This is a genomic window from Luteibacter sp. SVR4-7G (assembly GCF_056755555.1).
Genome location: NZ_JBPGXO010000022.1, coordinates 17,293 through 39,950, shown reverse-complemented (window position 1 = coordinate 39,950; position 22,658 = coordinate 17,293). Strand labels below are relative to the sequence as shown.

Here is a 22,658-nt window from a genome sequence, read left to right as displayed (position 1 = left end):
GACTGTATGCCAGCGCTGAATAGATCCTCTTCCCATCTTCTTAAAGCTGCAGTCGACTCAGGCATTACGTCTACGGCTGAGCTCGCGAATTTTATGGGTAATGCGCAGGTCGAAACCGATGGGTTCAAGACCATGCGTGAGACATTGGTTTATCGCGACATCAGGAGGTTGCTCGAATCATCGTCTTCTGCCGCGATCCGGTACACGCGGGAACAAATACAGGATGCCATCGATAGTAAAGATCCTGAGCGCATTGCCACCATTCTCTACGAAGGCCGGAACGAGGGCGACCTTGGAAACTCGGAAGTGGGCGATGGCTATAGATTTCACGGCAGGGGTCATTTCCAGATAACCGGCCGCTATAACTACAAGAAGTTTGGCGACAAGATCGGCGTCGATCTGCTGTCCGATCCCGAACTTGCGACGGATCCGGAGGTGTCCGCCAAATTGGCGGTGGCATTCTGGTTCGACAGGGTTCCGCAAAGGATGAGGGAGGATCCAATAGCGGCCGGAGGGAGAATCAATGGTGGCGCGCATGCTGCCCAACGTCGTAGCGCCGCTGCGACAAGCTGGGCGGCGTTCATTACGCCCGAGCTCATTCGTGATATTCAGAACGGGGTAATCGGCGTTGACGAGCTTTCAGCGATGGAAGCGGACGTGGATTCTCTTCGGCGAAGGGGCATGCGTGAGGATGTCCAGCAGCTTCAGACCAGCCTCAACCGCCTGGGATACACCGACGCCGACGGGCGCCCGCTGACAGCCGACGGCGACTACGGCCGCCGCACTCGCTTGGCCGTGGAGGCCTTCCAGCGAGACCGCGGACTGGTAGCCGACGGCGTCGCGGGCCCGCTCACCATGGCGGCCGTCCGTAACGCGGTGGACACCGAGTTGCGATCCATCGGCCAGCCGGATGCACCCTATCTGCAGGCTCCCGAGCCCAACGAGGCGTTATCGGCTTACCGGTCGCTGGCCCCTGAACCGGCTGCGCCGGCGCTGCTCATGCCCATCCTTCGGCTGGACGATCCCGCGCATGCCGATCACGATCTGTACCGGGAGGCACAGGCACAGGTATATAGCCTTGATCGGCAATTCGGGAAGGAGCCGGACCGCTACAGTGACAACCTGAGCGCGGCCCTGGTGGTCGCGGCTCGATCGGAAGGGCTGTGCCGGGTCGACCGGATTGAGCTGAGCAAGGACGCCGAGAGCTTGTTCGCTGTTGAATGCTCATTCGGCCGGCCCGACAAGCGCGCCGAGCTTCCGGTGATGCCGTCGCTGAATACCCCGCTCGCGCGCAGTTCCGATCAATGGCCGGAGGCCATGGAAGCATTCGAAAGGCAGCGAGAAGTCTCTCCCGAGCCGTGGATGGAACGTGGGCTGGACCAGCCGTCGGCGTGGATCCAGCCCACCTACGCCGTCCCTATGGCACCGACGCTGGGACGTGACGACCCACGCTATCCGGACAGCGCCAACCACGAACTCTACAACGAGTTGCAGCGGCGTATTCCCGATGCCTCGGAAGACAGGCTCCTGCAGTTCACGGCGGCGTGCCATGAAAACCTGATCACCGCAGGGAATCTCTCCGAGATACGCCTGGATGAGGAGAAGTGGACGGTGGAATTCATCGGTCTGGGGCCGATGACCACGCCGGCAAAGATCGACCTGGATACGCCACCTCCTCAGCCGGAGGAGGCCGTGACCCAGATCCGGCAGCACGACCAGCGGGAGGCGCAGATCATGGCGGAGGTGCAAGCGCAGCAGGCGCAACTCAGCATGGGGCGTTCGCTTTGAATGACAGCACGACGGCCCACGACAGTCACCCGATTTCCCGCCGTTCGTGTTCCATCCCGATACGCCCCGCGGACATGCGCGCATCGTCCTGACTGCCTACGCGGTTGCGGCCCGATCGCTTCGCGCGATAAAGCGCCAGATCCGCCGCGTTGAGCAGGTCGAGCGGACCGTTTTCCGTTGTGGCGATTGCCGTGGCGACCCCGATGCTGATGGTCACGACGCCGAACGGACTCAGCGAATGGCCGATGGACAGCGCTTCCACCTGTTTCCTCAGGGCGTCCGCGAGCGCGACGGCCGCGGACAGGCCCATGCCGGGTGCCACGACGGCGAACTCCTCGCCGCCGAAGCGGGCGATGAAATCGCCGGCGCGCTGGCCATGGCCGGCCAGTGCCGCTGCAAGCGCGCGGAGGCAGTCGTCGCCGGCGAGGTGGCCGTAGCGATCATTGAATTCCTTGAAGTGGTCCACGTCGATCATCAGCAGGGCGATGGGCTCCTGCTGGCCGGGCCGGTGCCACTCGCGCAGCAGGCGTTCGTCCAGCGCGCGGCGATTGGCGAGGCCGGTGAGGCTGTCGACGAAGACCAGGCCCTGTAGCTCGTCCCGGCTGCGGATGAGCCGGAATTCCTCTTCCACGAGATCCACCTGGGCCAGCGTGCCGCGAAGGCCGATGCCGATGACCGCCGCGATGGCGCCGCCGATGCCGAGCACCGGATAGCCGGGAATCACCATCAATCCGAAGCCGAGGACGCTCATCGCAAGGAAGGTGGGACTCGCGCTCTGCACGAAGCGCACGAGGTATACCGGCGGATGCCATTGCCGCTGCGGCTTCCGCGTCACCGCGGCGATGAACAGCGCGAGGAAGGGCAGGTCGAGCAGCGTGTCCCATGGCGAGGTGCCGAATTCGGGGTGTCCGCCGAGCGCCACGAAGTGATTGTAGAAGAAGCCCGAAAACGCATAGGTGACGAAGAAGGCCGTCACACCGCGGAAGAAGAAATGATCGTCCGGATCGTCCGTGGCGGCATAGCGGAGCAGGGCGGCGACGGCGAGGCAGCCGTTTTCGAAGTCCAGCATGTATGCCACGTCCACGGCCGCCTGTGTGCCGACGGCGCCCTCGAGGGAGACGATCGAGAAGGTGCGAATGTAGAAAAGCACGATCAACAGCGTCGCCAGCGCCAGATCGATGCCCATCGCCCAGTTCTTTCGCGCCGCCACCGGTGCGGACGAGACAGTCACCAGTACCGGCAGCACGTACAGGATGTAGAAGAACATGCTGTCGCCGGGCGCGGGATTGGAGTTCTCCAGCACGTAGTTCTGCCGGGCGGAGAGCGACATGCCCACAGTCCAGAGGGCGAGGCTGGCCAGGAGCAGCCACCAGCGCCGGTCCCCGGGCGACCCTGAGCGGCGCCGTGCGACCACCACGCTGGCCATGGCGAGGGCCGCCACGGAAAAGAAGAACGTGTAGGAGAGGGTCATGCCGAGACCGGGCAGGACCACCAACCCGACCGCATGGACCGCGACAATGGCCGCCGCGACGATAAGCGCTCTCATGGCGAGCCTCCCGCCACCTGCAACACAATAGACATATCGGCCGGGTGGAGCGGATGTTTAGCGCCCATGGGGCGATGTTGGGGGTGGAAGGCGCGCTCTGTCAAAAGCGGTCGTGCCGTCCAAGAACCGATTCTTGCGGATCGGTAATGTCACCTGTTCCCGTTTGTCGGCTTGGTTTCGCCGCCCGCGGGTCGCAGGATGTCCGTCTCAGCCGCCACGAAGGAGCTCGCCATGTCCTCACGTCCCGTCAGGATTCCCGGCCCTGACCACCCGATCACGGTAAAACCCTCCGGGGGAAGGGTGGTCGTTCGCTTCGATGGCCGCGTCGTCGCCGACACCCGGAATGCGCTGGTCCTGCGCGAAGCCAGCTATCCGCCCGTGTTCTATATCCCCCGCCAGGACGCCGACATGGCCGCCCTGCGGCGGACCGAACACCACACCTATTGCCCGTACAAGGGCGAGGCCTCGTACTTCAGCCTGCCCGGCAACGAGGAACGCTCCATCAACGCCGTCTGGTCTTACGAGACGCCCTACGATCCGGTCGCCCCGATCCGCGACCATCTCGCTTTCTACCCGGATCGCGTGCAGATCGAGCACATGCCCGACTGACCGCCGCAGCCCAGGGAGTTCCTATGCAAGCCCTTATCGACACCTCCGCGGCCCCCGGTGCCGAGGCCCGGGCCCGTGAAGGCCTGCTTTCGCTCGCCGACCGCTACGACGCCGTGCGCGCCCGTACCGAAGCGCTGGTGGAAGGCCTCGGTCCGGAAGACATGGTGGTGCAGTCCATGCCCGACGCCAGCCCCGCGAAATGGCACCTGGCCCATACCACGTGGTTCTTCGAGACCTTCCTGCTGGGACCGAACCTGCCCGGCTACCAGGTGTTCGATGCCGACTTCGGTTATCTGTTCAACTCGTATTACGAAGCGGTGGGGCCGCGTCATCCGCGTCCCCTGCGTGGCCTGCTCACCCGGCCGGCGACCCAGCGCGTGATGGCTTACCGCCATCACGTGGACAGGCATATGCGCGCGTTGCTGGCCGGAGAACTGTCCGCCGAGTTGAAGGCCCTGGTCCGCCTGGGGTTCGCCCATGAGGAACAGCACCAGGAATTGCTGGTGATGGACGTGCAGCACCTGTTCGCGCAGTCGCCGCTGAAGCCGTCGTTCGACCCGTCATGGACCGCTCCGGCCGCCGGACCGGTGGGACGCTTCCGCTCCGTCGGCGGCGGCCCCGTGCGGATCGGCGTCGCGAACGAGGACTTCGCTTTCGACAATGAGGGACCGGCGCATACGGTATGGCTCGAGCCGTTCGAGATCGCCGACCGCCTCGTCACCAATGGCCAGTGGCTGGCCTTCATGGCGCTCGGCGGCTACCGCCGCGCCGACCTGTGGCTTTCCGACGGCTGGGCGCAATGCCAGGCCGAAGGCTGGGATGCGCCGCTGTACTGGCAGCACGACGGCGAGGCCTGGTCGCACATGACGCCCGGCGGCTGGCGCCCGGTGGACCCCGACGCGCCGGTGACCCATGTGAGCTATTACGAGGCGGACGCGTTCGCGCGCTGGGCGGGTGCGCGTCTGCCGACCGAGGCGGAGTGGGAACACGCCATGCGTACGCGCAACGACCTGGAGCAGGTGGACGACGTGGCCTGGCAGTGGACCGCCAGCGCGTATTCCCCATATCCCGGCTTCCGCGCGGCCGACGATGCCGTGGGCGAATACAACGGGAAGTTCATGAGCGGCCAGATGGTGCTGCGTGGCGGCGCCAGCGTCACGCCGCCGGGACATTCACGCGTTTCGTACCGCAACTTCTACCGGCATGGCCAGCGCTGGATGTTCAGCGGTGTCCGCCTCGCACGCGATCCCGGATCTCCGCCCGATGGCGAGAGGCTGACCTTCCTGCGCGATACGCTCATCGGGCTTTCCGGCTCACCCAAGGCGTTCCTCCCGAAGTACTTCTACGACGGCGCGGGCTCGGCGCTGTTCGAGGCCATCTGCGTCACGCCCGAGTACTACCCGACACGGACGGAGACGGCCCTGCTTCGCCAGATCGCACCCGCCCTGGCGGAGGTCATCCCGCAGGGAGCGGTGCTGCTTGAACTGGGTAGCGGCGCGAGCGACAAGACGCGGATGCTGCTCGATGCCGCGCCCTGGATCTCGGCTTATGTTCCCGTCGACATCAGCGTCGACGCGCTGGACGGTGCGGTGGAGCGCCTTCGCAAAGCGTATCCGTCATTGGCCGTGCACCCGGTGGTGGGCGACTTCACCCATGCGATCGATGTGCCGAAGGCCCTGGCGGGCAGGCCCGTGGTGGCGTTCTTCCCGGGGTCGACGATCGGCAACTTCACGCCGGACGAGGCGGTGGCGCTGCTCCGCTCGGTGCGCGAGCGGCTGGGGGCGGATGCCCGCTTCATCGTCGGTGCGGACCAGGTGAAGGACCTCGGCGTACTGCTGGCCGCCTATGACGATGCCGAAGGCGTGACGGCGGCCTTCAACCGCAACCTGCTCGTCCGGATCAATCGCGAGCTCGGGGGCGATTTCGTTCCCGGCGCCTTCGAGCACCGTGCCGTCTGGAATCCTGCGTTCGAACGCATCGAGATGCACCTCGTGAGCAGCAAGCCGCAGCGCGTGACCGTGGCGGGGCAGGTGTTCTCGTTCGACCCGGGCGAGTCCATCCACACCGAGAACTCGCACAAGTTCACGCCAGCCTCGTTCGCCCGGCTGGCGCAGGCCGGCGGCTGGCTGATCGAGAGGGAGTGGATCTCGGCCGATCCGGCGTTCGGCGTGTTCGTCCTGAAGGCGAACTGAGCCTGGTGCCTGTGGAAGCGCGCCAGCGCGCTTCCACAGGGCGACGTTAGCGGGCCTCTTCCACTGTCATGAAGCCGTCCTGGCTTACGCTGACCACGGTCCTGCGGTTCGCCTGCATCCTCATTGCATCGCCGGTGCTCGCGCCGATGGCGGCGGCCGTCTGGGCGACGTCCACCGGCTTGTTGCCGCGACGCTTCTGCTTGCCAGCGAAGCGCGCGTGGTTGTAGCCGGACCAGCTGCTGAAGACGGCGGCACAGGCCACGGCAACGAGGAGGATGATGTTGATGTCTCCTCCGTCGCCGATGGGATTGAGCACGTGCAACTGCAACCACGCGTCGCGCAGGCCGAGGGCCCAGGCGCCGAGGGTCAGCAAGGGTAGCCACAGGAACACCCAGAACAACCAGGCGACCACCGTGACGGTGGCGAAGGCAGCCCTCTGCGCCGTGGACTGGCGTTCCGGGCGCTGGATGATGATGGTTTCGGCTTTCATCGAAGTCCCCGGTCCGGGCTGACCCAGATGGCGCGTGTGCCGCGGCGTTTCAGGATCGCCTTGGGCAGCGCGACCACCGAGGTCGCCGTGTTGAGCAGCCAATACGCCAGCGGGTACCAGATCATCCAGTAGTAGTTGCGGCCGATGCGCGTTTCGTAGCGGCGGTCGACCAGCAGGCTGATGAGGAACTGCAGGAGGCAAACGGCGCCGAGCACCACGCCGTGCCACTGCGGAAGCAAGGTGTCGACGTACAGCGAGGGCGGCAAGGGGATGAAACAACCAAGCAGCCACAGTACGATGATCAACGACATCGTGTACGACCAGAGCAGGCTCATCACGTACTCGAAGGCCACCGGCCACATGCGCCGCTGTCGCCACTTGAACAGCCCCGCGGTGTAACGGAGCAACACCTCGGAGCCGCCCTGGGCCCAGCGCAGGCGCTGCTTCCAGAGGCCGCGCACGGTTTCCGGCATGAGGATCCAGCACAGCGCGTTGGGCTCGTAGCGGATTTCCCAGTGGCGCATCTGCAGCCGCCAGCTCACGTCGATGTCTTCGGTGACCATGTCGGTGTTCCAGTAGCCGACATCGTGCAGCGCACTCTTGCGGAAGCAGGCGATCACGCCTGAGACCGTGAAAATGCGCCCGTACACGCGCTGCGCGCGCTTGATCAGGCCGATGATCGAGGAGAACTCGCCCACCTGGAGCTTGCCCAGGAGGGTGGAGCGGTTGCGGATGCGCGGATTGCCCGTCACCGCGGCGACGCGCGGGCTCTCGAGCATGTGCATCATCATCCAGTGCGTGGCGTAGTCGTCGAGCAGGGCATCGCCGTCCACGCAGACGAGGAAGTCGGAGCGCGAGGCGAGCGCCGCCGCGCGCAGGCCCATGGCCTTGCCCTGGTTGCTCGACATGTGGATGACGCGAAGCGCGGGGTATTGCTCCATCAGCTGGTCGAGCTGCACGCCCGTATCGTCCGTCGAACCGTCATCGATCGCGATGATCTCGAAGTTCGGGTACTGCTGCGAGGCGAGATGGGCAACGGTCTCGCGCACCTGCTGGCCTTCGTTGTGGCAGGGCACCACGAGGCTCACCATCGGATACTCGGCCAGTGGCTTCGGCCGCACGCGCGGAGGCTCCCTGCGTTCCCAGCGCAGGAAGTAGATGACGCCGCCGCTCATCCAGATGAGCGACATCACCAGCGGGTAATAGAACGCGAACTCGAGCAGGGCGTGGAGGATGCTGCCATTCATCGCGCTGGCTCCGGATAAGGGTAATCGGACGCCGAAATCGCCGGGCGTATGGCTTCCAGGGACGGTTGGTCGTTGATGAAGTCGTCCGGGTAGTAGCCGATGTGGCGCGCGCCCAGCGCCTGCACGGCGCGCATGCGGGCAGCGATGTCCCGGGAGGGGATGGGCTGGTGCGTGCGCCAGTCCTGTGCGGCGAACTCGAACATCGTGCGGTCCATCGCGTCCGGCGTGGCTTGCACAGCCGCGACCAGCTTGCGGTACCAGCCAAGGCGATCCGCTTGTTGGTCCAGCTGAGGCATCGCCATCACCGCGGTCAGGCCATACGCGCGGTTGAACGCCGGAAGGCTCTGTGCAAACCAGGCTTCCGCACCGGGCTCCAGGATCGGACGGGCGTAGATGTTGCGCGCGGTGAGCAACTGCGGACGCCACGGCCGCATGCGCGTGACCAGTTCCTGGGTGAAGTCGATCAGGGCCTGGGTGTTCTGCGCCGGGGTGTTCTTCGCCCACGGCCCGAGGTTGTCGGTGTCGCGCAGATAGGCATCGTCGGAGAACAGGACGCCGGCCGTGTCGGTGTACATGGCGAGGTCTTCATAGACGTCGCCAATCATCGCGCGCACCTTCGGGTCGTACGGCGCGAGGCGGTAATGGTCGCCACCAGGCTTCGGTTCGCCCGCGAGCGTCGGCAGCGTCCCGCCGCCCGGGAAGCGGAATGCCAGCACGGGCATCCAGGCGTATACGCGCACGCCGGCACGGGTACGCAGCTGCCACGACACGCGCGAGAAGAGGTCCGCGCGAACGGGCAGGTGGCGGTTGGGGAAATACACCGCGTCCGCGACGCCGTCGCCATCGGGATCGGCGTAGGCCTGCAGCCAGACGTCGGTCACGTGCATGCGCTTGACCCGGTCCAGCAGCTTCGACAGGTTGCGATCCTGCTGCGCCGGGTCCGGATCGTAGACGTAGTCGAGATCGACCTGCACCGTGCGCGTGGGGCTTACCTGCAACTGGTGGCGCATCAGCCAGCCCAGCCGGTTGGCGGTGATGTTATCGCTCACGAGCAGGCGCGGTACAGTGCGGCCGGGCATGAGGCTCGGCGCGTCGTCGCTGAGGCTGAAGGTGACGGTCATGCCCACCCCGGCGGCCACGTCGCGGCCGACACGGGTGTATTCGCCATACGGCCAGGCGAGCGCACGCGGGCGCACGCCGATATGGCGTGCGATCTCGCTGGCGCTGCGCTCGAGGTCGTCGCGCAGGCGGGTGCGGTATTCGTCGGCGGTTTCGTAGCGGTGCTTGCCATCGTCGTAGCCCAGCGAGGCCGCCGTGGGCAGGAGGTTGCCCTGCGGGTTGGCATCGTGGCCCTGGTGCATGCCCCAGGTATGCGACGCGATCTCCACCAGTCCGGACTTGTGCATCTCCACCACCTGCTCCCAGGTAAGGAAGCAGGAGCGATCGCAGTCGCTGCCGTTGTACGGCATGCGCTTGCCGTCAGGCATGTCGATCCACGAACCGACCAGCGCCTGCACGGCGGGATAGTTGTACGCGCGCAGGAGGGGATACACGCGGGTGTAGAAGCTCTCCAGGCCGTCGTCGAAGGTGAGCAGCACGGCATCCTTCGGCAGTGGCGCGCCGCCCTGGCTCGCCTGCACGACCTGCCCGAGGCTGACGACGTGGTAGCCGTTCGCCTTGAGCCACTCGAACTGCGAAATGAGGTGGTCGGTGCTGAGGGCGTCCGGATCGCGGTCGCCGCTGAGGCGAACGTCGTCACGCACGTCGTGATAGGCGAGCACGGTCAGGGCAGGCCGCACGGGGGCGGCCTGCTGCGCGAACGCGGGAAGCGCGAGCCCCAGCAGGGCCAGCAGGATCGACAGCGGGCGCATCACTCTCATTCTCCCCAGTGCAGGGTCAGATCGAGGACGACGCGATGTTCGCGCCGCCCATCGTAGGGTTGGTTGTGCCAGCCGAGACCCCAGCCGACGCGGAAGCCGGGGCCGGTCTGGATGATCTGGCCGTAGCGCACGCTGGCCATCCAGCCGGTGGCGTATCCGCGTTCGGCGTACTGGCCGGCGGCGACGTCGATCCGTTGCGTCACGCTGCGTTCGTAGAACTGGCCGAGCACGTTTTCCAACCGGCCGGTGAGCGCATAGCTGCGATCGCGGCGGGGATTGAAGTACGCGCGATCGGCGAGCGTGTTGGTCGACCCGCCGATTTCGATGCCGCCGTCGAGGGCAAGGTCGGGCGCCGTGTGCAGGCGCTGGACGATCGACGCCAGCCAGCCGTTGCGCCGGTTGCCGTCGCTGAAGCGATCGTGCGAGAGGCCGATGCGGGCCTGGGTCAGCTCGCTCGCGCGCCACGTCACCGTCGTGTCCAGGGTCTTCGCCGAGACGCCGTAGAACTGGGCGCGCAGCGGCGTGTCGTCTCCTGCGGTGCTGTAGTCGGCGGCCCAGGCCCAGTGATCGTTCAGCGCCCAGTTGAAGCCGGCTTCGATCGCCGTCCGGGCGACATAGCGGTCCGTGGAGGGCAGGACCTGGAGGTAAGCCTCGAGGCCGCGTGCATAGCCGCGGATACCCAGCCCCGCGCGGCTGCGCCGCACGTCGCCTTCGGGCAGGTCGGCCGTGGCATAGCGGCCAAGCGCGAGGACACGCCAGTGGTCGCCGATCAGCGGACTGGCGATCGTGGCCTGGGTAGTCCCGTCACGATCGCCGAAGTCCGGGCTGGAGCCCTTGCCTTGCTCGGTCTCGACGTCGAACTGCCACCCGCGCTCGCGATCCCACGACTCCTGGGCGCGATCGACGCGCGGGTTGCGCGCCGCAAGCGATCGCGCGACGGCGAGGTTTTCGTCTACCGTTGCGTAGTCGTCGACGACACGGCTGGCGTTGGCCTTGCCGATATACGCGCCGGCCTCGCGCGGGTCGAGCGTCAGGGCGATGGCGAAATCCTCGAGGGCGCGACGCGGCCAGCCGCGGGCCAGCTCCGTCATGCCGAGCTCGCTGCGCAGCTGTGCGTTGGAGGGCGCTTCGCGGCTGAACGCATCCAGGCGCGCATAGGCGTCGGCATGCATGTCGACGTAATCGCGCACGGCGGCGGCATTGAGGTCCGCGTCCATCTTGCGCGGGTTCTGGATGGGCAGGGTGCTACCGGGTACCCGGATCCACGGTGTTTCCTTCGCGGACAGATCGTCGATCGTCTGGAAGGCCTTTCGCGTTTCACCGGATTCGAGGTACGCGTACATCAGGCCGATGCGCGGCTCGCTTTCATTGGCGTCGTAGGGACCCGGATCCTGGGCGATGGCATCTTCATAGAGTCTGGCCGCTTCAGCCGGACGGCGTTTCGCCAGCAAAGCATCGGCAGCGGCGCGTTCGACGTAGGCAGGCAAGGTCACACCCTGGGCGTGCAGCGCGTCGTAGCGGGCGGCGGCTTCGTCGGCGCGGCCTGCCCGGGAAAGAGCAACAAGAAGATCGAAACCGGCGCGTTGGCGGAGGCCTGCGGGAAGCAACGGATCGTCGGCGACGCGGCGCGCATCGTCCACGGACTTATCGGCCTCCACGTAAGGATGGAACCGGTCCGCCGGTTCGCCGTCGGCCCAGCGGATCTCCTGGGCCACCTGGTCCGCACCGAGGCGGTTCCGTTCCGCGACCGTCAGACCCGGCTGGAGTGCCGCCGCCAGTTCTCCGGCACGCGTGCTGGCACCGAGTTCCGTCAACAGAGTGACGTTCAGCGCGCGCGCCTCGCGATCATCCGGCCAGCGGTCCAGCAGTGCCTGGCAGTGCGCGAGGGCATCGACGCGATGTCCCGCCTCCCGCTCCTGCAGCGCCCTGGCCATCAGTGCGTCGCGTTCAGTGGCATTATCGGCCGCCACCGCAAGCGGCCCTTGGACCGCCAGAAGCAAAGCCAGGCACAGCCGCACCCGTGACACCCGTGCAGCGCACGGGCGTATCGCCGTATTCAGAGTCATCCTGCCAACCAGCTCCCTTCCGACCCCGTGAACAATCATTCCGGCGGCGGCGGTGAAAAAAAGGTGTCGCGACATCCCTACGTCAGCGACCCAGCCCGCTATTGTCGCCGCAAACATCGTGCCAGCGACATCCGGCACAGGTCTGGTTTACGTAGTCAGGGAGGTCTAGGCTGAAAGTTATAGAGCGCGGCCGCGCAGGAATTGCTCATGGGCTGACGGAAGCCTGGAGTGCCGCGGCAAGTCCGGCATCGCCGCTCAACACATCTTTCCAGGCAAGCGAAACGCCGTTGCGTTTCCCCTTGGCGACAAGCTTCAGGCCGTCGGGGTCGATGGTGAGCGTGTAGGCCTGGCCATCGACGTCCAGTTCGCGCTTGAGTGGTTTGTCGAGAGGGGTCATGGGATGGCTTCCCGCGCGTGGAGATAGCTCGAGGATGCCTGGACATGTGTCGCGACCGGGTATAGTCGATTGGTCCAAAAAGGGAAATTTAGGATATATTGGCCTCAGAGCCCCTACAGGATCGTCCCATGGCCCTGACCCTCAAGCTCGACACCCTGGAAAACCTTCCCCAGACCCCGGCTTCGGATGTGAAGAAGCTCGGCTGGCGCGGCGTGATGCGTGCCATCGGCCGAACGGGCAAGGTGGTGGTAACCAATCACAGCGAGCCCGAAGCGGTGATCCTTTCCGCCGAGGAGTACGGACGCATCCAGCGTGCTTTGGACGACGCCGGCGCGAAACAGGAATCGGCGCTGGAGGCACTTCGCAGCCGCTTCGACAAACGGCTTGCCGCGCTGCAGGCGGACGACGCCAGCGACCGTCTGCGTGCGCTGATGCAGGGACCGACCACGTTGGGCGGTAAGGTCAAGGCCGGGGAGACGCATTGAAGGGACGGCCCGTCCTCTACGTCCTAGCGGGCGTCAACGGCGCGGGCAAGAGTTCCATCGGCGGTTATCGCCTGCGTCAGGCAGGCATGGACTGGTTCAATCCCGATACCTTCGCGCGCGAACTCGTCGCCGCGACCGGCTGCAGCCAGACCGAAGCGAACGCTGCAGCATGGCAGGAAGGCATGCGCCGCCTGGACGAGGCGATGGACCGTCGCACTGCCTACGCTTTTGAAACCACGCTCGGCGGCCGCACCGTTCCGGCGAAACTTGCCGAAGCTTCCCGTACGCACGACGTGCTGATGTGGTTCTGCGGCCTCCCGTCGCCGGAGCGGCACATCGCAAGGGTCGAGGCGCGCGTCGTGGCCGGGGGGCACGACATCCCCGAAGCGAAGATCCGCGAGCGCTATGTTTCGTCGCTCGAGAACCTGGTGGCATTGATGCCGTTCATCGCGGTGTTGCAGGTGTACGACAACAGTGTGGATGTCCCGCACGGCGCAGCGATTCCGGATCCGCGTCTGATCGCCGGGATCGTCAACGGAGCGCTGGTGCAGCCGGAGGATCTGGCGGGTTTACGGCGCACACCGGACTGGGCAAAGCCGTTACTCGAAGCGGCACTGGGACGCTGAATCTGATCGACGTACTGGATGCGGACCGCCGGAAAAGAAAAGGGCCCGGCGATCGGCCAGGCCCTTTCGAAAGTGGTGGAGCGGAGGAGGATCGAACTCCCGACCTTCGCATTGCGAACGCGACGCTCTCCCAGCTGAGCTACCGCCCCACGAAGCGATAACTATATCAGCCGGAATCGATGCTGCCAACGGGTCAGGGCGAGCGGCGGTCGCCTTCCCTGCCAGTGGAAGCACCTCGTTTACCAGCGTCACCAGCAGCTTGGCTGGTTCCTCGTTGGGTATCTGGTGGGCCGAATCCTCGAACCATACCAGCCGCTTGCGCGGTACCTGCACGCGTTCGAACCAGCGGGAGGCCAACTCCGCCGACACCGCGCGGTCGTGACGGCCTTCCAGCAGGACGATGGGCAGCCGGAACTGCGTGGCATCGTTGAAGCTGACCCGGCTCACTGCCGGCCACAAGGTCTGGATGCTGGAAGCCATGCCGCGGTTGCGCACGTCGAGTTCGGCGGCGGTGGCATCGGGGCTCATGTCCAGCAAACCGGCGTACATCGCGCCGTTTCCCGTCCAGTACTCGCCGCGGTACTTGTTGAGCCATTGGCGCTCCGTCCCGATGTGGGCGAGGTCGCGCTCGGGATGGGCGGGATCCGGGTAGGGCGTGATGGCCTCCAGTGCCTTGACCGCTTCGGTGTCGCCCGCAGCCCTGGCCTCGGCGAGGGTCTTCGCGAAACCCATGCGTTCGCTCTGCTGGAAGTCAACGAACTGCCCCATGCCCACGTAGACGCTGAACCAGTCCGGATGCCGTCGTGCGAGTTCGACGCCGAGCACGGTTCCCCAGGAATGTCCCATGAGCGCGATGGTCTTCCGGTGGTAGCGCTGACGGAGGTCGGCGGCCACCGCTTCGGCATCGTCGATCATGCGCTCGATCGTGAGGGGCCCCTGGTTGCCGGGAGCCCGTGCCAGCGTCTTTCCCGCGCCTCGTTGATCCCATTCGGCCACGAGGAAATATTCCTGCCAGCCCGCGGTTTCGAAGTAGCTGGTAGGCGTGGAGGTGAAACCGGGCCCGCCGTGCAGGAACAGCAGCAGCGGTGCGTCCTTGTGGCGTCCGCGCACGGTGATCCATTGCTCGATGCCGCCGATGCGACGATACCCGGCTTCATCCACGCCACCGGCGAGGCTGGCCTGGCGTATGTCGCCGAAGGTCTTCGCAGCGCTGCCGGCGCCGTCGGCTGCCTGCGCGATGTTGCCCGCCAGCAGAAGGCCGGCGGCGAGAAATACCGGGACAAGACGCATCGGCTGGTTCCATCGAGTGACCGGGCCAGCATACGCAGCGGCCGGAAGCGGCAAAAGGGTTACCGATGGCCTGGTGGCCAACCGCGGCTCAGCCCGGCAGCAAGGCCGAAAGGCGCTCGAAGAGCACGCCCCGGCGCCAGCCTTCCAGCGCCTCCGGCCAGGCGCCCGTCATCACGTATTCCTCCATCGAACGGCGCGCGCAGAGCAGGCCGGGAGGGATGTCCAGTTGCGTGGCGAGCGTGTCGACCGCGCTGCGCATCTCGTTGATGGCGCGCTTGGCGTCGCCGGTGGGATGACCGGCGATCGGCGCGGTGTTTTCGATTTCCTCGGCCTCGACCGGACGGTGCAGCAGCGCGAACAATTCCTGGCGCTGCGGTGAGCGCAGCGCACGCGTGCCGCGGGTGCGTTCGTCGAGCCTGGCCGGCGCGTCGGGGATATTGCCCGTGAGGTCGATGGCCTGTGCGTCCTCGAGGAGCCACGACCGCGGCTTGTCCAGTTCGCGCGCGGTGGCCTCGCGCCAGCGCAGGACGCGGCGGAGGAGTGCCTGCTTTTCGGGCGGCCACTCGCTGGCCGCCTTGAAGCCGCGCTGTGGCTGCGGGTCGCCCTCGCGGTGGCTGGCCCGGCGCTTCATGCGGGCGCAGTCTTCCGCATGCCATGCGCTGCGGCCACGTTCGGCGAGGCGTTCTGCCAGGATCGCGTGCACGGGATGCAGGTGTACGACATCCAGCGTGGCGTACAGCTTCTGCGAATCGGTGAGCGGGCGCTGCAGCCAGTCGCTGCGTGTCTCGCCCTTGTCGAGCTCCGCGCCGACGAGTTCGGCGACGAGCGCGCGGTAGCTGATACCCAGGCCCATGCCGACGAAGGCCGCGGCGATCTGCGTGTCGAACAAGGTGTGGGGGCCATCCGGGAGGTAAGGCGAGAGCGCTTCGAGGTCCTCGCCCGCGCTATGCATCACGGTGACGACGGGCTGCGCCGCGAAGACCGGCTCAAGCGCCTCGCGCAGCGGCAGGGCGAGCGGATCGATGAGCGCATAGCGCTCGTCGTGGGCGAGCTGGAGAAGGGCGAGCTGCGGATAGAACGTGTTCCTCCGCATGAATTCGGTGTCGAGGCCGACGATGGCCTGCGGGCCGATCGGGGCCAGCCAAGCGTCCAGCGCCTCGCGGCGTTCGATCCAGGGAGCGTGGGGAGCGACGTCGCTCGATGTCATGCGGAATCCTTGTGTTACCGGGGCCGCGTCGCCGTTCGTGTTGCCCTGCCGCGCGCGATTCCCTAAGGTGGCAGCGCACGATAGCAGGCTCGTACGGAACCGCCCACCATGCCGAATACCGAGACCGTCCGCCGACAGCGCGCCATAGGCGGCGCGCTCGGTGTCGCCGTGCTCGCGTTCGCGCTGTTCTACCACTTCTTCCCGCAGCTCCTTCACGTCCAGCCCACGCAGAACACGGCGCGGTCGCCGCTGCGGGGCCAGCCCACGGTGATGGGCTTCGACCAGCGTCCGCAGGCGGCGCCGCAGGCCGTGGTGTCCGAGATCGATGCCGGTCCGCCCATCATGCTGGCGCCGGCGGCGGTCATCGCCGCGAGGCATCGCGAGACGAGTACGGAGATCCAGCTCCCGGCGCAGAAGACCCCCGATTCCCCCGAACTGGCCGCCTTGCTCGACCGGGGCGACAAGGCGCTGGCTGCCGACCGCCTGGTCGGCGGCGCCGATAGCGCCGCCGCCTTGTTCGGCAGCGCCCTCAAGCAGAGCGCGGACAGCCGCAGGGCCCTCGCGGGCATGGAGGAGGTGCGCGCGCGTCTGGCCGCCGGGATCGAGCAGGACATCGCCCTGGGCGACGCGGATGCCGCCAGGGAGTCGCTGGTCTCGCTCAAAGCCCTGCCGTCGTCGGCCGCCCTCGTCGCGCCGTTGCAGCAGAAGCTGGCTGTGCTGGACAAGGTGCGGCCGTTGCTGGGCAAGGCCGCGGCCCAGTTGCAGGCCGGGAAGGCCACACAGCCGAAGGGCGACAGCGCGCTCGACACTTACCGCTCGGTGCTCCAGCTGGATCCGGAGAACGCGGTGGCCGAACAAGGCATCACGAACGTGCAGCGCAGCGTGCTGGACAAGGCGCTCGCCGCCGTGGCCCAGAACGACTTCGCCACGGCGGACGCCGCCCTGGCCGAAGCCGCGACCATCGAGCCCGAATCGCAGGCCCTGCAGGACACCCGCGGACGCATCGAGGGGATGCGCCGGCAGAACGCCACGACCATGCTCGCGCAAGCACGTACCGCGCTCGATGCCGGCAATATCGATCTCGCCCAGCAGCTGGCTGCCAAGGCGCAGCAGATCAGCCCGGACCTGGCCGGCATCGACGATTTCAACGAGCGGATGACCAACGCCCGCCTGTACGCCAGCTACAAGCCGGGCCAGGTTTTCGCGGACCGTTTCCTGGATTCCGCGGGACAGGCCCCGGCCATGGTCGTGGTGCCCACCGGCACGTTCGTCATGGGCTCGCCGGAAAGCGAGAACGGTCACGACGCGAACGAGGCACCCGCCCACGAGGTGCAGGTGACGAAGGGGTTCGCGATGGCGCGCAGTTCGGTCACCATCGGGCAATTCCGCGACTTCGTGCGATCGTCGGGTTACGTGCCGCAGTCGCAGTCGCTGGGCGGCGGCAGCGTGTACGACGAGCAGAGTGGCGGCCTTCGCGACGAGCCTTCCGTCACCTGGCAGGACGATTACGCAGGCAAGCCGGGCCAGGACCGTCTTCCCGTCATCAATGTGTCTTGGAACGACGCGAAGGCGTACGCCGACTGGTTATCCAAGCGCACCGGCAAGACATATCGCCTGCCAAGCGAAGCGGAATTCGAATACGCGCTGCGCGCGGGAAGCGCGACGCGTTACTGGTGGGGCGATGGCACGCCCTCGTCCCGCGTGGAAAACCTCACCGGCAGCAACGACCGGTCGAGTTCGGGCCGGCGCTGGAGCAATGCCTTCACCGGTTACAAGGACGGCTACTGGGGCCCGGCCCCGGTGATGAGTTTCTCACCGAATTCGTACGGCCTGTACGACATGGGCGGCAACGTGTCCGAATGGGTCGCCGACTGCTGGCACGACAATTACGTGCGCGCGCCGCGTACGGCCGAGGCCTGGGTGAATCCTGGGTGCGCCCGCCGCGTGATCCGTGGCGGATCGTGGGGCAGCGCACCGAACATGGTGCGCTCGGCATATCGCCAGGGGGCTTCCGCCGACCTGCGCAATGCACGCGTGGGCTTCCGGATCGTGCGCGAACTCTGACGCCGCGAAAGGCAGGCGAAAGGTAGAACGCGAATCCACAGGTTCTTGCGTTCGATTCCGAAAACGAATCATGCAATACGTTGGCTCGCAGGCCGCGAAAAACGGTGCTGCGTGGCAGTAGTCGCCGGCATGGATGATCTGATTTCGCAAGTTATTGCCAATGTTCAAAATTACCCCCGACATCTATTGACTTGTCATCACGCCGACGCATAGTCTTGCCCTCGACCCGTAAAAGGTTTGGACATCCAAATCGTTTGCTCGGTTAACCGATACCTCTGTCCGACGCGATACGACACGTTCTTGCTTGGGGAAGCAGGACCGCTGCATTGCCGGTATCGCCACTTTTTACATTTCGAATCATTTTTCCTTTGGGGGAGAACATGGAATTCTTGAGAAGCGAGCGGCGCACATTGGTGCGGCCGTCGGTGCTGGCTGTCGCGCTGGCACTCGGCATGGGTGCTACCTGCACGGTCTTCGCGCAGGCGACCAGTGGTTCCATCTTCGGCCAGGTGCCGGCCGCGGCGGGTGAATCCGTCACCGTGACGAGCGATAGCGGTTTCACGCGCGATGTGCCGGTCGATGCCGATGGACGTTACCGTGTCGGTAACCTGCCGCTGGGTAATTACACCGTCAGCCTGAAGCGCGACGGTGCCGTCGTCGATTCGCGGAAGAACATCCAGATCAAGGTGGGCGGCAGCACGGACGTCTCGTTTGCAGGCGCCGCGACCGCAGAGAACGCGCAGTCGCTGGAGTCCGTCACCGTTTCCGCCAACTCCTTGCCTCCCATCGATACCTCGACGGTCGACTCGCGCACCGTCGTGAATGCCCAGACCCTGGCCCGTTTGCCGCTGGGTCGTAACGCGGAAGCCATCGCGCTGCTCGCCCCGGGCGCCGTTCCCGGCCAGAGCACGCTCGGCAATGGCCGTTTCCGCACGGTGTCGTTCGGCGGTTCCGGTGCCTCGGAGAACGCGTATTACGTCAACGGCTACAACACGACCGATCCTTACAAGGCCCTCGGCGGCGTCGGTCTGCCGTACGGCGCGATCGACCAGCAGGAAGTCTATACGGGCGGCTATTCCGCCAAGTACGGCCGTTCCGACGGTGGCGTCATTTCGCAGGTTGGCAAGCGCGGTACCAACGAGTGGCATTTTGGCGCACAGGTTCTCTGGGAGCCGAAGTTCGCCGCTTCCGACCCGGGCAGCGTGTACTACGGCAGCCGCCCGCTGCCGGCCGGTTACGGCTACCAGGACACCAGCAAGGTGGGTGCCATCTACCGCAACGGTGAAGACAATACCAAGTGGACGCAGACCTATAGCGCCTACGTCGGCGGTCCGCTCATCAAGGACAAGCTGTTCTTCTTCGTCGCTGCCGAGGCCGAGAAGTCGGAAGGCACCAGCACGTCGAATGTCGAGTCCAACCCGGTCGCGAACAACCACTACACGTACAACCTGCCGAAGATCTACGCCAAGATCGACTGGAACATCAACGACAGCAACATCCTGGAGTTGACCGGCATCCATTCGACCGACGAGCAGCGCGGCTACTACACCGGCTACGACTACGACACGCGTACCAATACCGGCCGTACCGGCGCGGATGCGGATACGTCGAAGATCACGTCGAAGTACGCGATCGCCAAGTACACGTCCTACATCACCGACGACATCACGCTTTCGGCGACCTACGCCAAGGGCTGGACGGACGATTACCTGCACAACCCGACGCCGAACATCGACCAGCAGCCCTACATCTACAACCCGGCGTTGCAGGATCCCGCGCTCAACGGCGGCACTCCCATCACGAACCTCAACTCGTCGCAGACCAGCCAGGATCCGCGTGCGGGTAGCCGTACCCACGGTCTCCGCCTCGACCTCGAATGGCAGCTGGGCGATCACCACCTGGCCGGTGGTATCGACAATATGCATTACAAGGGTATCGACGAAGGTACCTCGACGAGCGGCCCGGGCTATTACTGGCGTTACTTCCACTCCGCCAATCCGGACGTTGCCATCAGCCCGGGGCAGGGTATCGGTGCGCCGGGCGGGAACGGTTACTACGTGCGCCGCGTCATCTTCTCGAGCGTGACGAACATGTCGCTCGACCAGCGCGCGCAGTACCTCGAAGATCGCTGGCAGATCAACGACAAGGTGCTGTTGAGCATCGGCCTGCGCAACGACGGCTTCAAGAACTTCAACGACAGCAACAAGCCGTACGTCAACAACCAGGCGCAGTGGGCTCCGCGCCTCGGTGCGTCGTGGGACGTGTTCGGCGACTCGTCGCTGAAGATCTACGGCAACCTCGGACGCTACTATCTCGCCCTGCCGAATAACGTCGCGGTACGTGGCGCTTCGTCGTCGACCTATACGTACGAGTACTTCAACTACACCGGCATCGACCAGAACGGCCGCCCAACCGGTCTCACCCCGCTCGGGAACGGCATCGTGTCGCCGGACGGCGAGTTCGGCCAGCCGATCGACGCGCAGTCGGTCGCGGCACGCGACCTGAAGTCGCAGTACCAGGACGAAGCCATCCTGGGCTTCGACAAGACCCTGGGTTCCGACTGGATCACCGGTGCCAAGGTCACGGTGCGCAAGCTGCGCACGGCGATCGACGACGTATGCGATACCGCAAATTCCGACGGGACCGGTAAGCTCCAGTTGAAGCTCCAGTCCATGGGCATCGACCCCAACTCGGTCACCATCCCGGGCTGCATCATCTTCAATCCGGGCGACACCAATACGTTCAGCCTGGCCAACGCCGACGGCTCCGGCCGCACCGAAGTAAAGATGAACCAGCAAGACTGGGGCTTCTCGCAGAAGGCCAAGCGCTCCTACTACGCGCTGGACCTTTACCTGGAGCATCCGTTCGACGGCAAGTGGCAGGGTCGCCTCGACTACACGTTCTCGCGTTCCTACGGCAACACGGAAGGCCAGACGAAGTCGGACATCGGCCAGACCGACATCTCGAAGACGCAGGACTGGGATTCCGCCGAGCTGATGCGTTACGCCAATGGCCTCCTGGCCAACGATCGTACGCACCAGATCAAGGCTTACGGTGCCTACCAGCTCACGGACGAATGGCTGCTCTCGGGTAACCTGCGTCTCGCCTCCGGTGCGCCGAAGTCGTGCCTGGGCTTCGAGGACGGCGAGGCGGATCCGGATCCGATCGGTTACGGCTCGTCGTACCACAACTGCGACGGCCAGCCGTCGCACCCGGGCGACAAGCGCAACCCCTGGTACCGTCAGCTCGACCTCGCGGTGACCTACCGTCCGTCATACTTCGAAGGCAAGCTTGCTTTCGGCCTGTCGGTCTTCAACGTCACCAACGAGCGTAAGCCCCTCAACAGCTACGCGACGTATGAAGCGCTGCCGCAGACCGTGCTCAACAACTACGGCCTCGGTCAGTACTTCCAGAACCCGCGCTACGCCCGCCTGACGGCCACGTACGACTTCTAAGTGATGCTTTCACATAACTAGAAATGTCCCGTTAGGGCCATCGCATGTTTCCCCAGTGCCGCCTGCTCACGCAGGCGGCCTTTTTCTTGGTGCGCTCGGGCATCCGCGTGGTGCCGCACTCAGTGCCCGGAACGGACCAGCGTCACCGCCTGCAGTATGTTGTCCACGACGAAGTCGGGCGCTTCGTGCGGAAGTCCATGGCCAGCCGTGGCGGCAATGTTCTGATGACTATTGGACGACAGCGACAGGAATTCCTTCTGCATGCGCTGCGTGGCATCTTCCAGTTTCACGGCCAACGGCTCCGACAGGCCGGGGACCATGCGGAAGCGCGGGCTATGCGTCGCCACCACGACAGGCTTCGCGCCCAGCGAATGCAGTTCCTTCGCCTGCGTCGCGCTGGTCGCGAAATCCAGCATTTCTTCGTTCTTCGTGGGATCGCTGGCCAGCGCCGTGAGGAAGGCGCGGGTGTCGGTGACGGCCTTTTCTTCGCCAGATGCGGGTGCGGGAAGTAACGACAGCCACGTGCGCGCCTGGTCCGGATGGGTCGACGAAACCAGCACCAGTCCCGCCGTGTCAGCTGGATAACGGCTGGCGAAAACCTGTGCGTGCAAACCTCCGATCGAATGCCCGACCAGGAGATAGGGGCCGGGCACATGGGCGGCGCGTAGTGCGGCGCGAAGGTCGCTGGCCGAGTCTGCACTGGTGCGCGGTCCCGCCGGCGCCTTCGCACTGCCACCGAGACCGGCACGGTCATACAGGCAAACCGTCGTGACCGCCCCCACCCGGTGCGCGATCCGTTGCCAACCTTGATCCTCGGCTGGCGCGGTCCCCATCCCGGCGTCGACGACGACAACGGGATTCCCCCGGCCTTCGCACGAGAGGCGAATGGTTCGGCTGCCGACGTCGAAATCGCCGTTCACCGGGCCGGAGTCGGGTGCCGCCGCCGAAGCCGTGCCGGCGGCAAGTGCCAGTAGCGCGAAGGTGGTCGCGAACGCGCTCATGTTACCGCTCCATGGGAATGGCATTGCGATATATCATGCGGTCTTTTCCGCGACACAGTGTCTTTCGACATGCGCGGGCCAGAGGTTCGTGCCTCCGGCGGAGTGCACGTGCATCTTCATCCAACGAGGTCCGAGACCTTCCAACGGGTGCGACAGTGGGATCGGACTTTCGCCAGGAGGCCAAAAAAAACCTCCGCTTGCGCAGAGGTTCTTCGTGTACTGGTGCCGAAAGTGGGACTCGAACCCACACTGTATTTCTACAAACAGATTTTGAGTCTGCCGCGTCTACCGGTTCCGCCATTTCGGCATGGGGAT

General features: G+C 65.6%; 15 protein-coding genes, 2 tRNA genes and 1 pseudogene. 7 read left to right on the top strand and 11 right to left on the bottom strand.

The genetic code is table 11. The features are described from left to right. Nucleotides 1-6: 6 nt before the first annotated feature. Complete coding sequence (locus ACR9ZH_RS10225; protein WP_481290654.1) at nucleotides 7-1,788, top strand: XVIPCD domain-containing protein; 1,782 nt, start codon at nucleotides 7-9, stop codon at nucleotides 1,786-1,788. A 25-nt stretch (nucleotides 1,789-1,813) separates the two neighbouring features. On the opposite strand, the gene ACR9ZH_RS10220 is transcribed toward ACR9ZH_RS10225, so the two are convergent. Beyond that, a complete protein-coding gene (locus tag ACR9ZH_RS10220; RefSeq protein WP_481290653.1) occupies nucleotides 1,814-3,334 on the bottom strand; it encodes a GGDEF domain-containing protein in 1,521 nt (506 codons plus the stop codon). 231 nt (nucleotides 3,335-3,565) lie between these two features. Here ACR9ZH_RS10220 and ACR9ZH_RS10215 point away from each other — a divergent pair, with 231 nt between their 5' ends. Beyond that, a complete protein-coding gene (locus tag ACR9ZH_RS10215; RefSeq protein WP_481290652.1) occupies nucleotides 3,566-3,943 on the top strand; it encodes a DUF427 domain-containing protein in 378 nt (125 codons plus the stop codon). 23 nt (nucleotides 3,944-3,966) lie between these two features. Then, nucleotides 3,967-6,135 carry an ergothioneine biosynthesis protein EgtB gene (egtB, locus tag ACR9ZH_RS10210; RefSeq protein WP_481290651.1) on the top strand — a complete coding sequence of 723 codons (2,169 nt, stop codon included), beginning with the start codon at nucleotides 3,967-3,969 and terminating at the stop codon, nucleotides 6,133-6,135. 46 nt (nucleotides 6,136-6,181) lie between these two features. Here the strand turns inward: egtB and pgaD are convergent, their stop codons facing one another. The 5 genes from pgaD to ACR9ZH_RS10185 all read right to left on the bottom strand — a co-directional run bounded on the left by pgaD (nucleotide 6,182) and on the right by ACR9ZH_RS10185 (nucleotide 12,215). After that, on the bottom strand, nucleotides 6,182-6,625 hold the full coding sequence (gene pgaD / locus ACR9ZH_RS10205) for a poly-beta-1,6-N-acetyl-D-glucosamine biosynthesis protein PgaD (RefSeq protein WP_481290650.1): 444 nt from the start codon (nucleotides 6,623-6,625) through the stop codon (nucleotides 6,182-6,184). Beyond that, a complete protein-coding gene (gene pgaC, locus ACR9ZH_RS10200; protein WP_481290649.1) occupies nucleotides 6,622-7,872 on the bottom strand; it encodes a poly-beta-1,6-N-acetyl-D-glucosamine synthase in 1,251 nt (416 codons plus the stop codon). Before pgaC ends, pgaD begins: the two co-directional genes overlap by 4 nt. Next, nucleotides 7,869-9,743, bottom strand: a complete 1,875-nt coding sequence (gene pgaB / locus ACR9ZH_RS10195) for a poly-beta-1,6-N-acetyl-D-glucosamine N-deacetylase PgaB (RefSeq protein ID WP_481290688.1) — start codon at nucleotides 9,741-9,743, stop codon at nucleotides 7,869-7,871. Before pgaB ends, pgaC begins: the two co-directional genes overlap by 4 nt. 5 nt (nucleotides 9,744-9,748) lie before the next feature. After that, complete coding sequence (pgaA, locus tag ACR9ZH_RS10190) at nucleotides 9,749-11,722, bottom strand: poly-beta-1,6 N-acetyl-D-glucosamine export porin PgaA (protein WP_481290648.1); 1,974 nt, start codon at nucleotides 11,720-11,722, stop codon at nucleotides 9,749-9,751. A 301-nt stretch (nucleotides 11,723-12,023) separates the two neighbouring features. Then, entirely contained in the window at nucleotides 12,024-12,215 is a 192-nt protein-coding gene (locus ACR9ZH_RS10185; protein ID WP_481290647.1) for a hypothetical protein, read from the bottom strand. A 128-nt stretch (nucleotides 12,216-12,343) separates the two neighbouring features. Between ACR9ZH_RS10185 and ACR9ZH_RS10180 the strand changes: the two genes are divergently transcribed. Then, a complete protein-coding gene (locus ACR9ZH_RS10180; RefSeq protein ID WP_481290646.1) occupies nucleotides 12,344-12,700 on the top strand; it encodes a type II toxin-antitoxin system prevent-host-death family antitoxin in 357 nt (118 codons plus the stop codon). Beyond that, entirely contained in the window at nucleotides 12,697-13,326 is a 630-nt protein-coding gene (locus ACR9ZH_RS10175; protein ID WP_481290645.1) for an ATPase, read from the top strand. The genes ACR9ZH_RS10180 and ACR9ZH_RS10175 overlap by 4 nt, the downstream gene beginning before the upstream one ends. A 73-nt stretch (nucleotides 13,327-13,399) precedes the next feature. Here the strand turns inward: ACR9ZH_RS10175 and ACR9ZH_RS10170 are convergent. The 3 genes and pseudogenes from ACR9ZH_RS10170 to ACR9ZH_RS10160 form a co-directional block, all read right to left on the bottom strand. After that, nucleotides 13,400-13,475 (bottom strand) — tRNA-Ala (locus tag ACR9ZH_RS10170). Between the two features lie 121 nt (nucleotides 13,476-13,596). Then, a pseudogene (locus ACR9ZH_RS10165) lies at nucleotides 13,597-14,616 on the bottom strand (alpha/beta hydrolase); the annotation flags it as partial. Nucleotides 14,617-14,704: 88 nt separating this feature from the next. Beyond that, the gene (locus ACR9ZH_RS10160; protein WP_481290644.1) at nucleotides 14,705-15,823 is read right to left on the bottom strand and encodes a ribonuclease D; all 1,119 of its coding nucleotides are present in this window, start codon (nucleotides 15,821-15,823) and stop codon (nucleotides 14,705-14,707) included. A 108-nt stretch (nucleotides 15,824-15,931) separates the two neighbouring features. Between ACR9ZH_RS10160 and ACR9ZH_RS10155 the strand changes: the two genes are divergently transcribed. After that, nucleotides 15,932-17,887, top strand: coding sequence for a formylglycine-generating enzyme family protein (locus tag ACR9ZH_RS10155; RefSeq protein WP_481290643.1), 1,956 nt, complete (start codon nucleotides 15,932-15,934; stop codon nucleotides 17,885-17,887). Nucleotides 17,888-18,267: 380 nt separating this feature from the next. After that, nucleotides 18,268-21,342 (top strand): TonB-dependent receptor, encoded by a 3,075-nt coding sequence (locus tag ACR9ZH_RS10150; protein ID WP_481290642.1) that lies wholly within the window; start codon nucleotides 18,268-18,270, stop codon nucleotides 21,340-21,342. A gap of 119 nt (nucleotides 21,343-21,461) precedes the next feature. Here the strand turns inward: ACR9ZH_RS10150 and ACR9ZH_RS10145 are convergent, their stop codons facing one another. Both ACR9ZH_RS10145 and ACR9ZH_RS10140 read right to left on the bottom strand, forming a co-directional pair. After that, a complete protein-coding gene (locus tag ACR9ZH_RS10145; RefSeq protein ID WP_481290641.1) occupies nucleotides 21,462-22,343 on the bottom strand; it encodes an alpha/beta fold hydrolase in 882 nt (293 codons plus the stop codon). A 220-nt stretch (nucleotides 22,344-22,563) separates the two neighbouring features. After that, nucleotides 22,564-22,650, bottom strand: a tRNA-Leu gene (locus ACR9ZH_RS10140). Between the last annotated feature and the right edge of the window lie 8 nt (nucleotides 22,651-22,658).

Coding starts and splice junctions, on each gene's coding strand:
- ACR9ZH_RS10225 (WP_481290654.1), top strand. CDS start 7: ATGCCAGCGCTGAATAGATCCTCTTCCCATCTTCTTAAAGCTGCAGTC.
- ACR9ZH_RS10220 (WP_481290653.1), bottom strand. CDS start 3,334: ATGAGAGCGCTTATCGTCGCGGCGGCCATTGTCGCGGTCCATGCGGTC.
- ACR9ZH_RS10215 (WP_481290652.1), top strand. CDS start 3,566: ATGTCCTCACGTCCCGTCAGGATTCCCGGCCCTGACCACCCGATCACG.
- egtB (WP_481290651.1), top strand. CDS start 3,967: ATGCAAGCCCTTATCGACACCTCCGCGGCCCCCGGTGCCGAGGCCCGG.
- pgaD (WP_481290650.1), bottom strand. CDS start 6,625: ATGAAAGCCGAAACCATCATCATCCAGCGCCCGGAACGCCAGTCCACG.
- pgaC (WP_481290649.1), bottom strand. CDS start 7,872: ATGAATGGCAGCATCCTCCACGCCCTGCTCGAGTTCGCGTTCTATTAC.
- pgaB (WP_481290688.1), bottom strand. CDS start 9,743: ATGCGCCCGCTGTCGATCCTGCTGGCCCTGCTGGGGCTCGCGCTTCCC.
- ACR9ZH_RS10185 (WP_481290647.1), bottom strand. CDS start 12,215: ATGACCCCTCTCGACAAACCACTCAAGCGCGAACTGGACGTCGATGGC.
- ACR9ZH_RS10180 (WP_481290646.1), top strand. CDS start 12,344: ATGGCCCTGACCCTCAAGCTCGACACCCTGGAAAACCTTCCCCAGACC.
- ACR9ZH_RS10160 (WP_481290644.1), bottom strand. CDS start 15,823: ATGACATCGAGCGACGTCGCTCCCCACGCTCCCTGGATCGAACGCCGC.
- ACR9ZH_RS10155 (WP_481290643.1), top strand. CDS start 15,932: ATGCCGAATACCGAGACCGTCCGCCGACAGCGCGCCATAGGCGGCGCG.
- ACR9ZH_RS10150 (WP_481290642.1), top strand. CDS start 18,268: ATGGAATTCTTGAGAAGCGAGCGGCGCACATTGGTGCGGCCGTCGGTG.
- ACR9ZH_RS10145 (WP_481290641.1), bottom strand. CDS start 22,343: ATGAGCGCGTTCGCGACCACCTTCGCGCTACTGGCACTTGCCGCCGGC.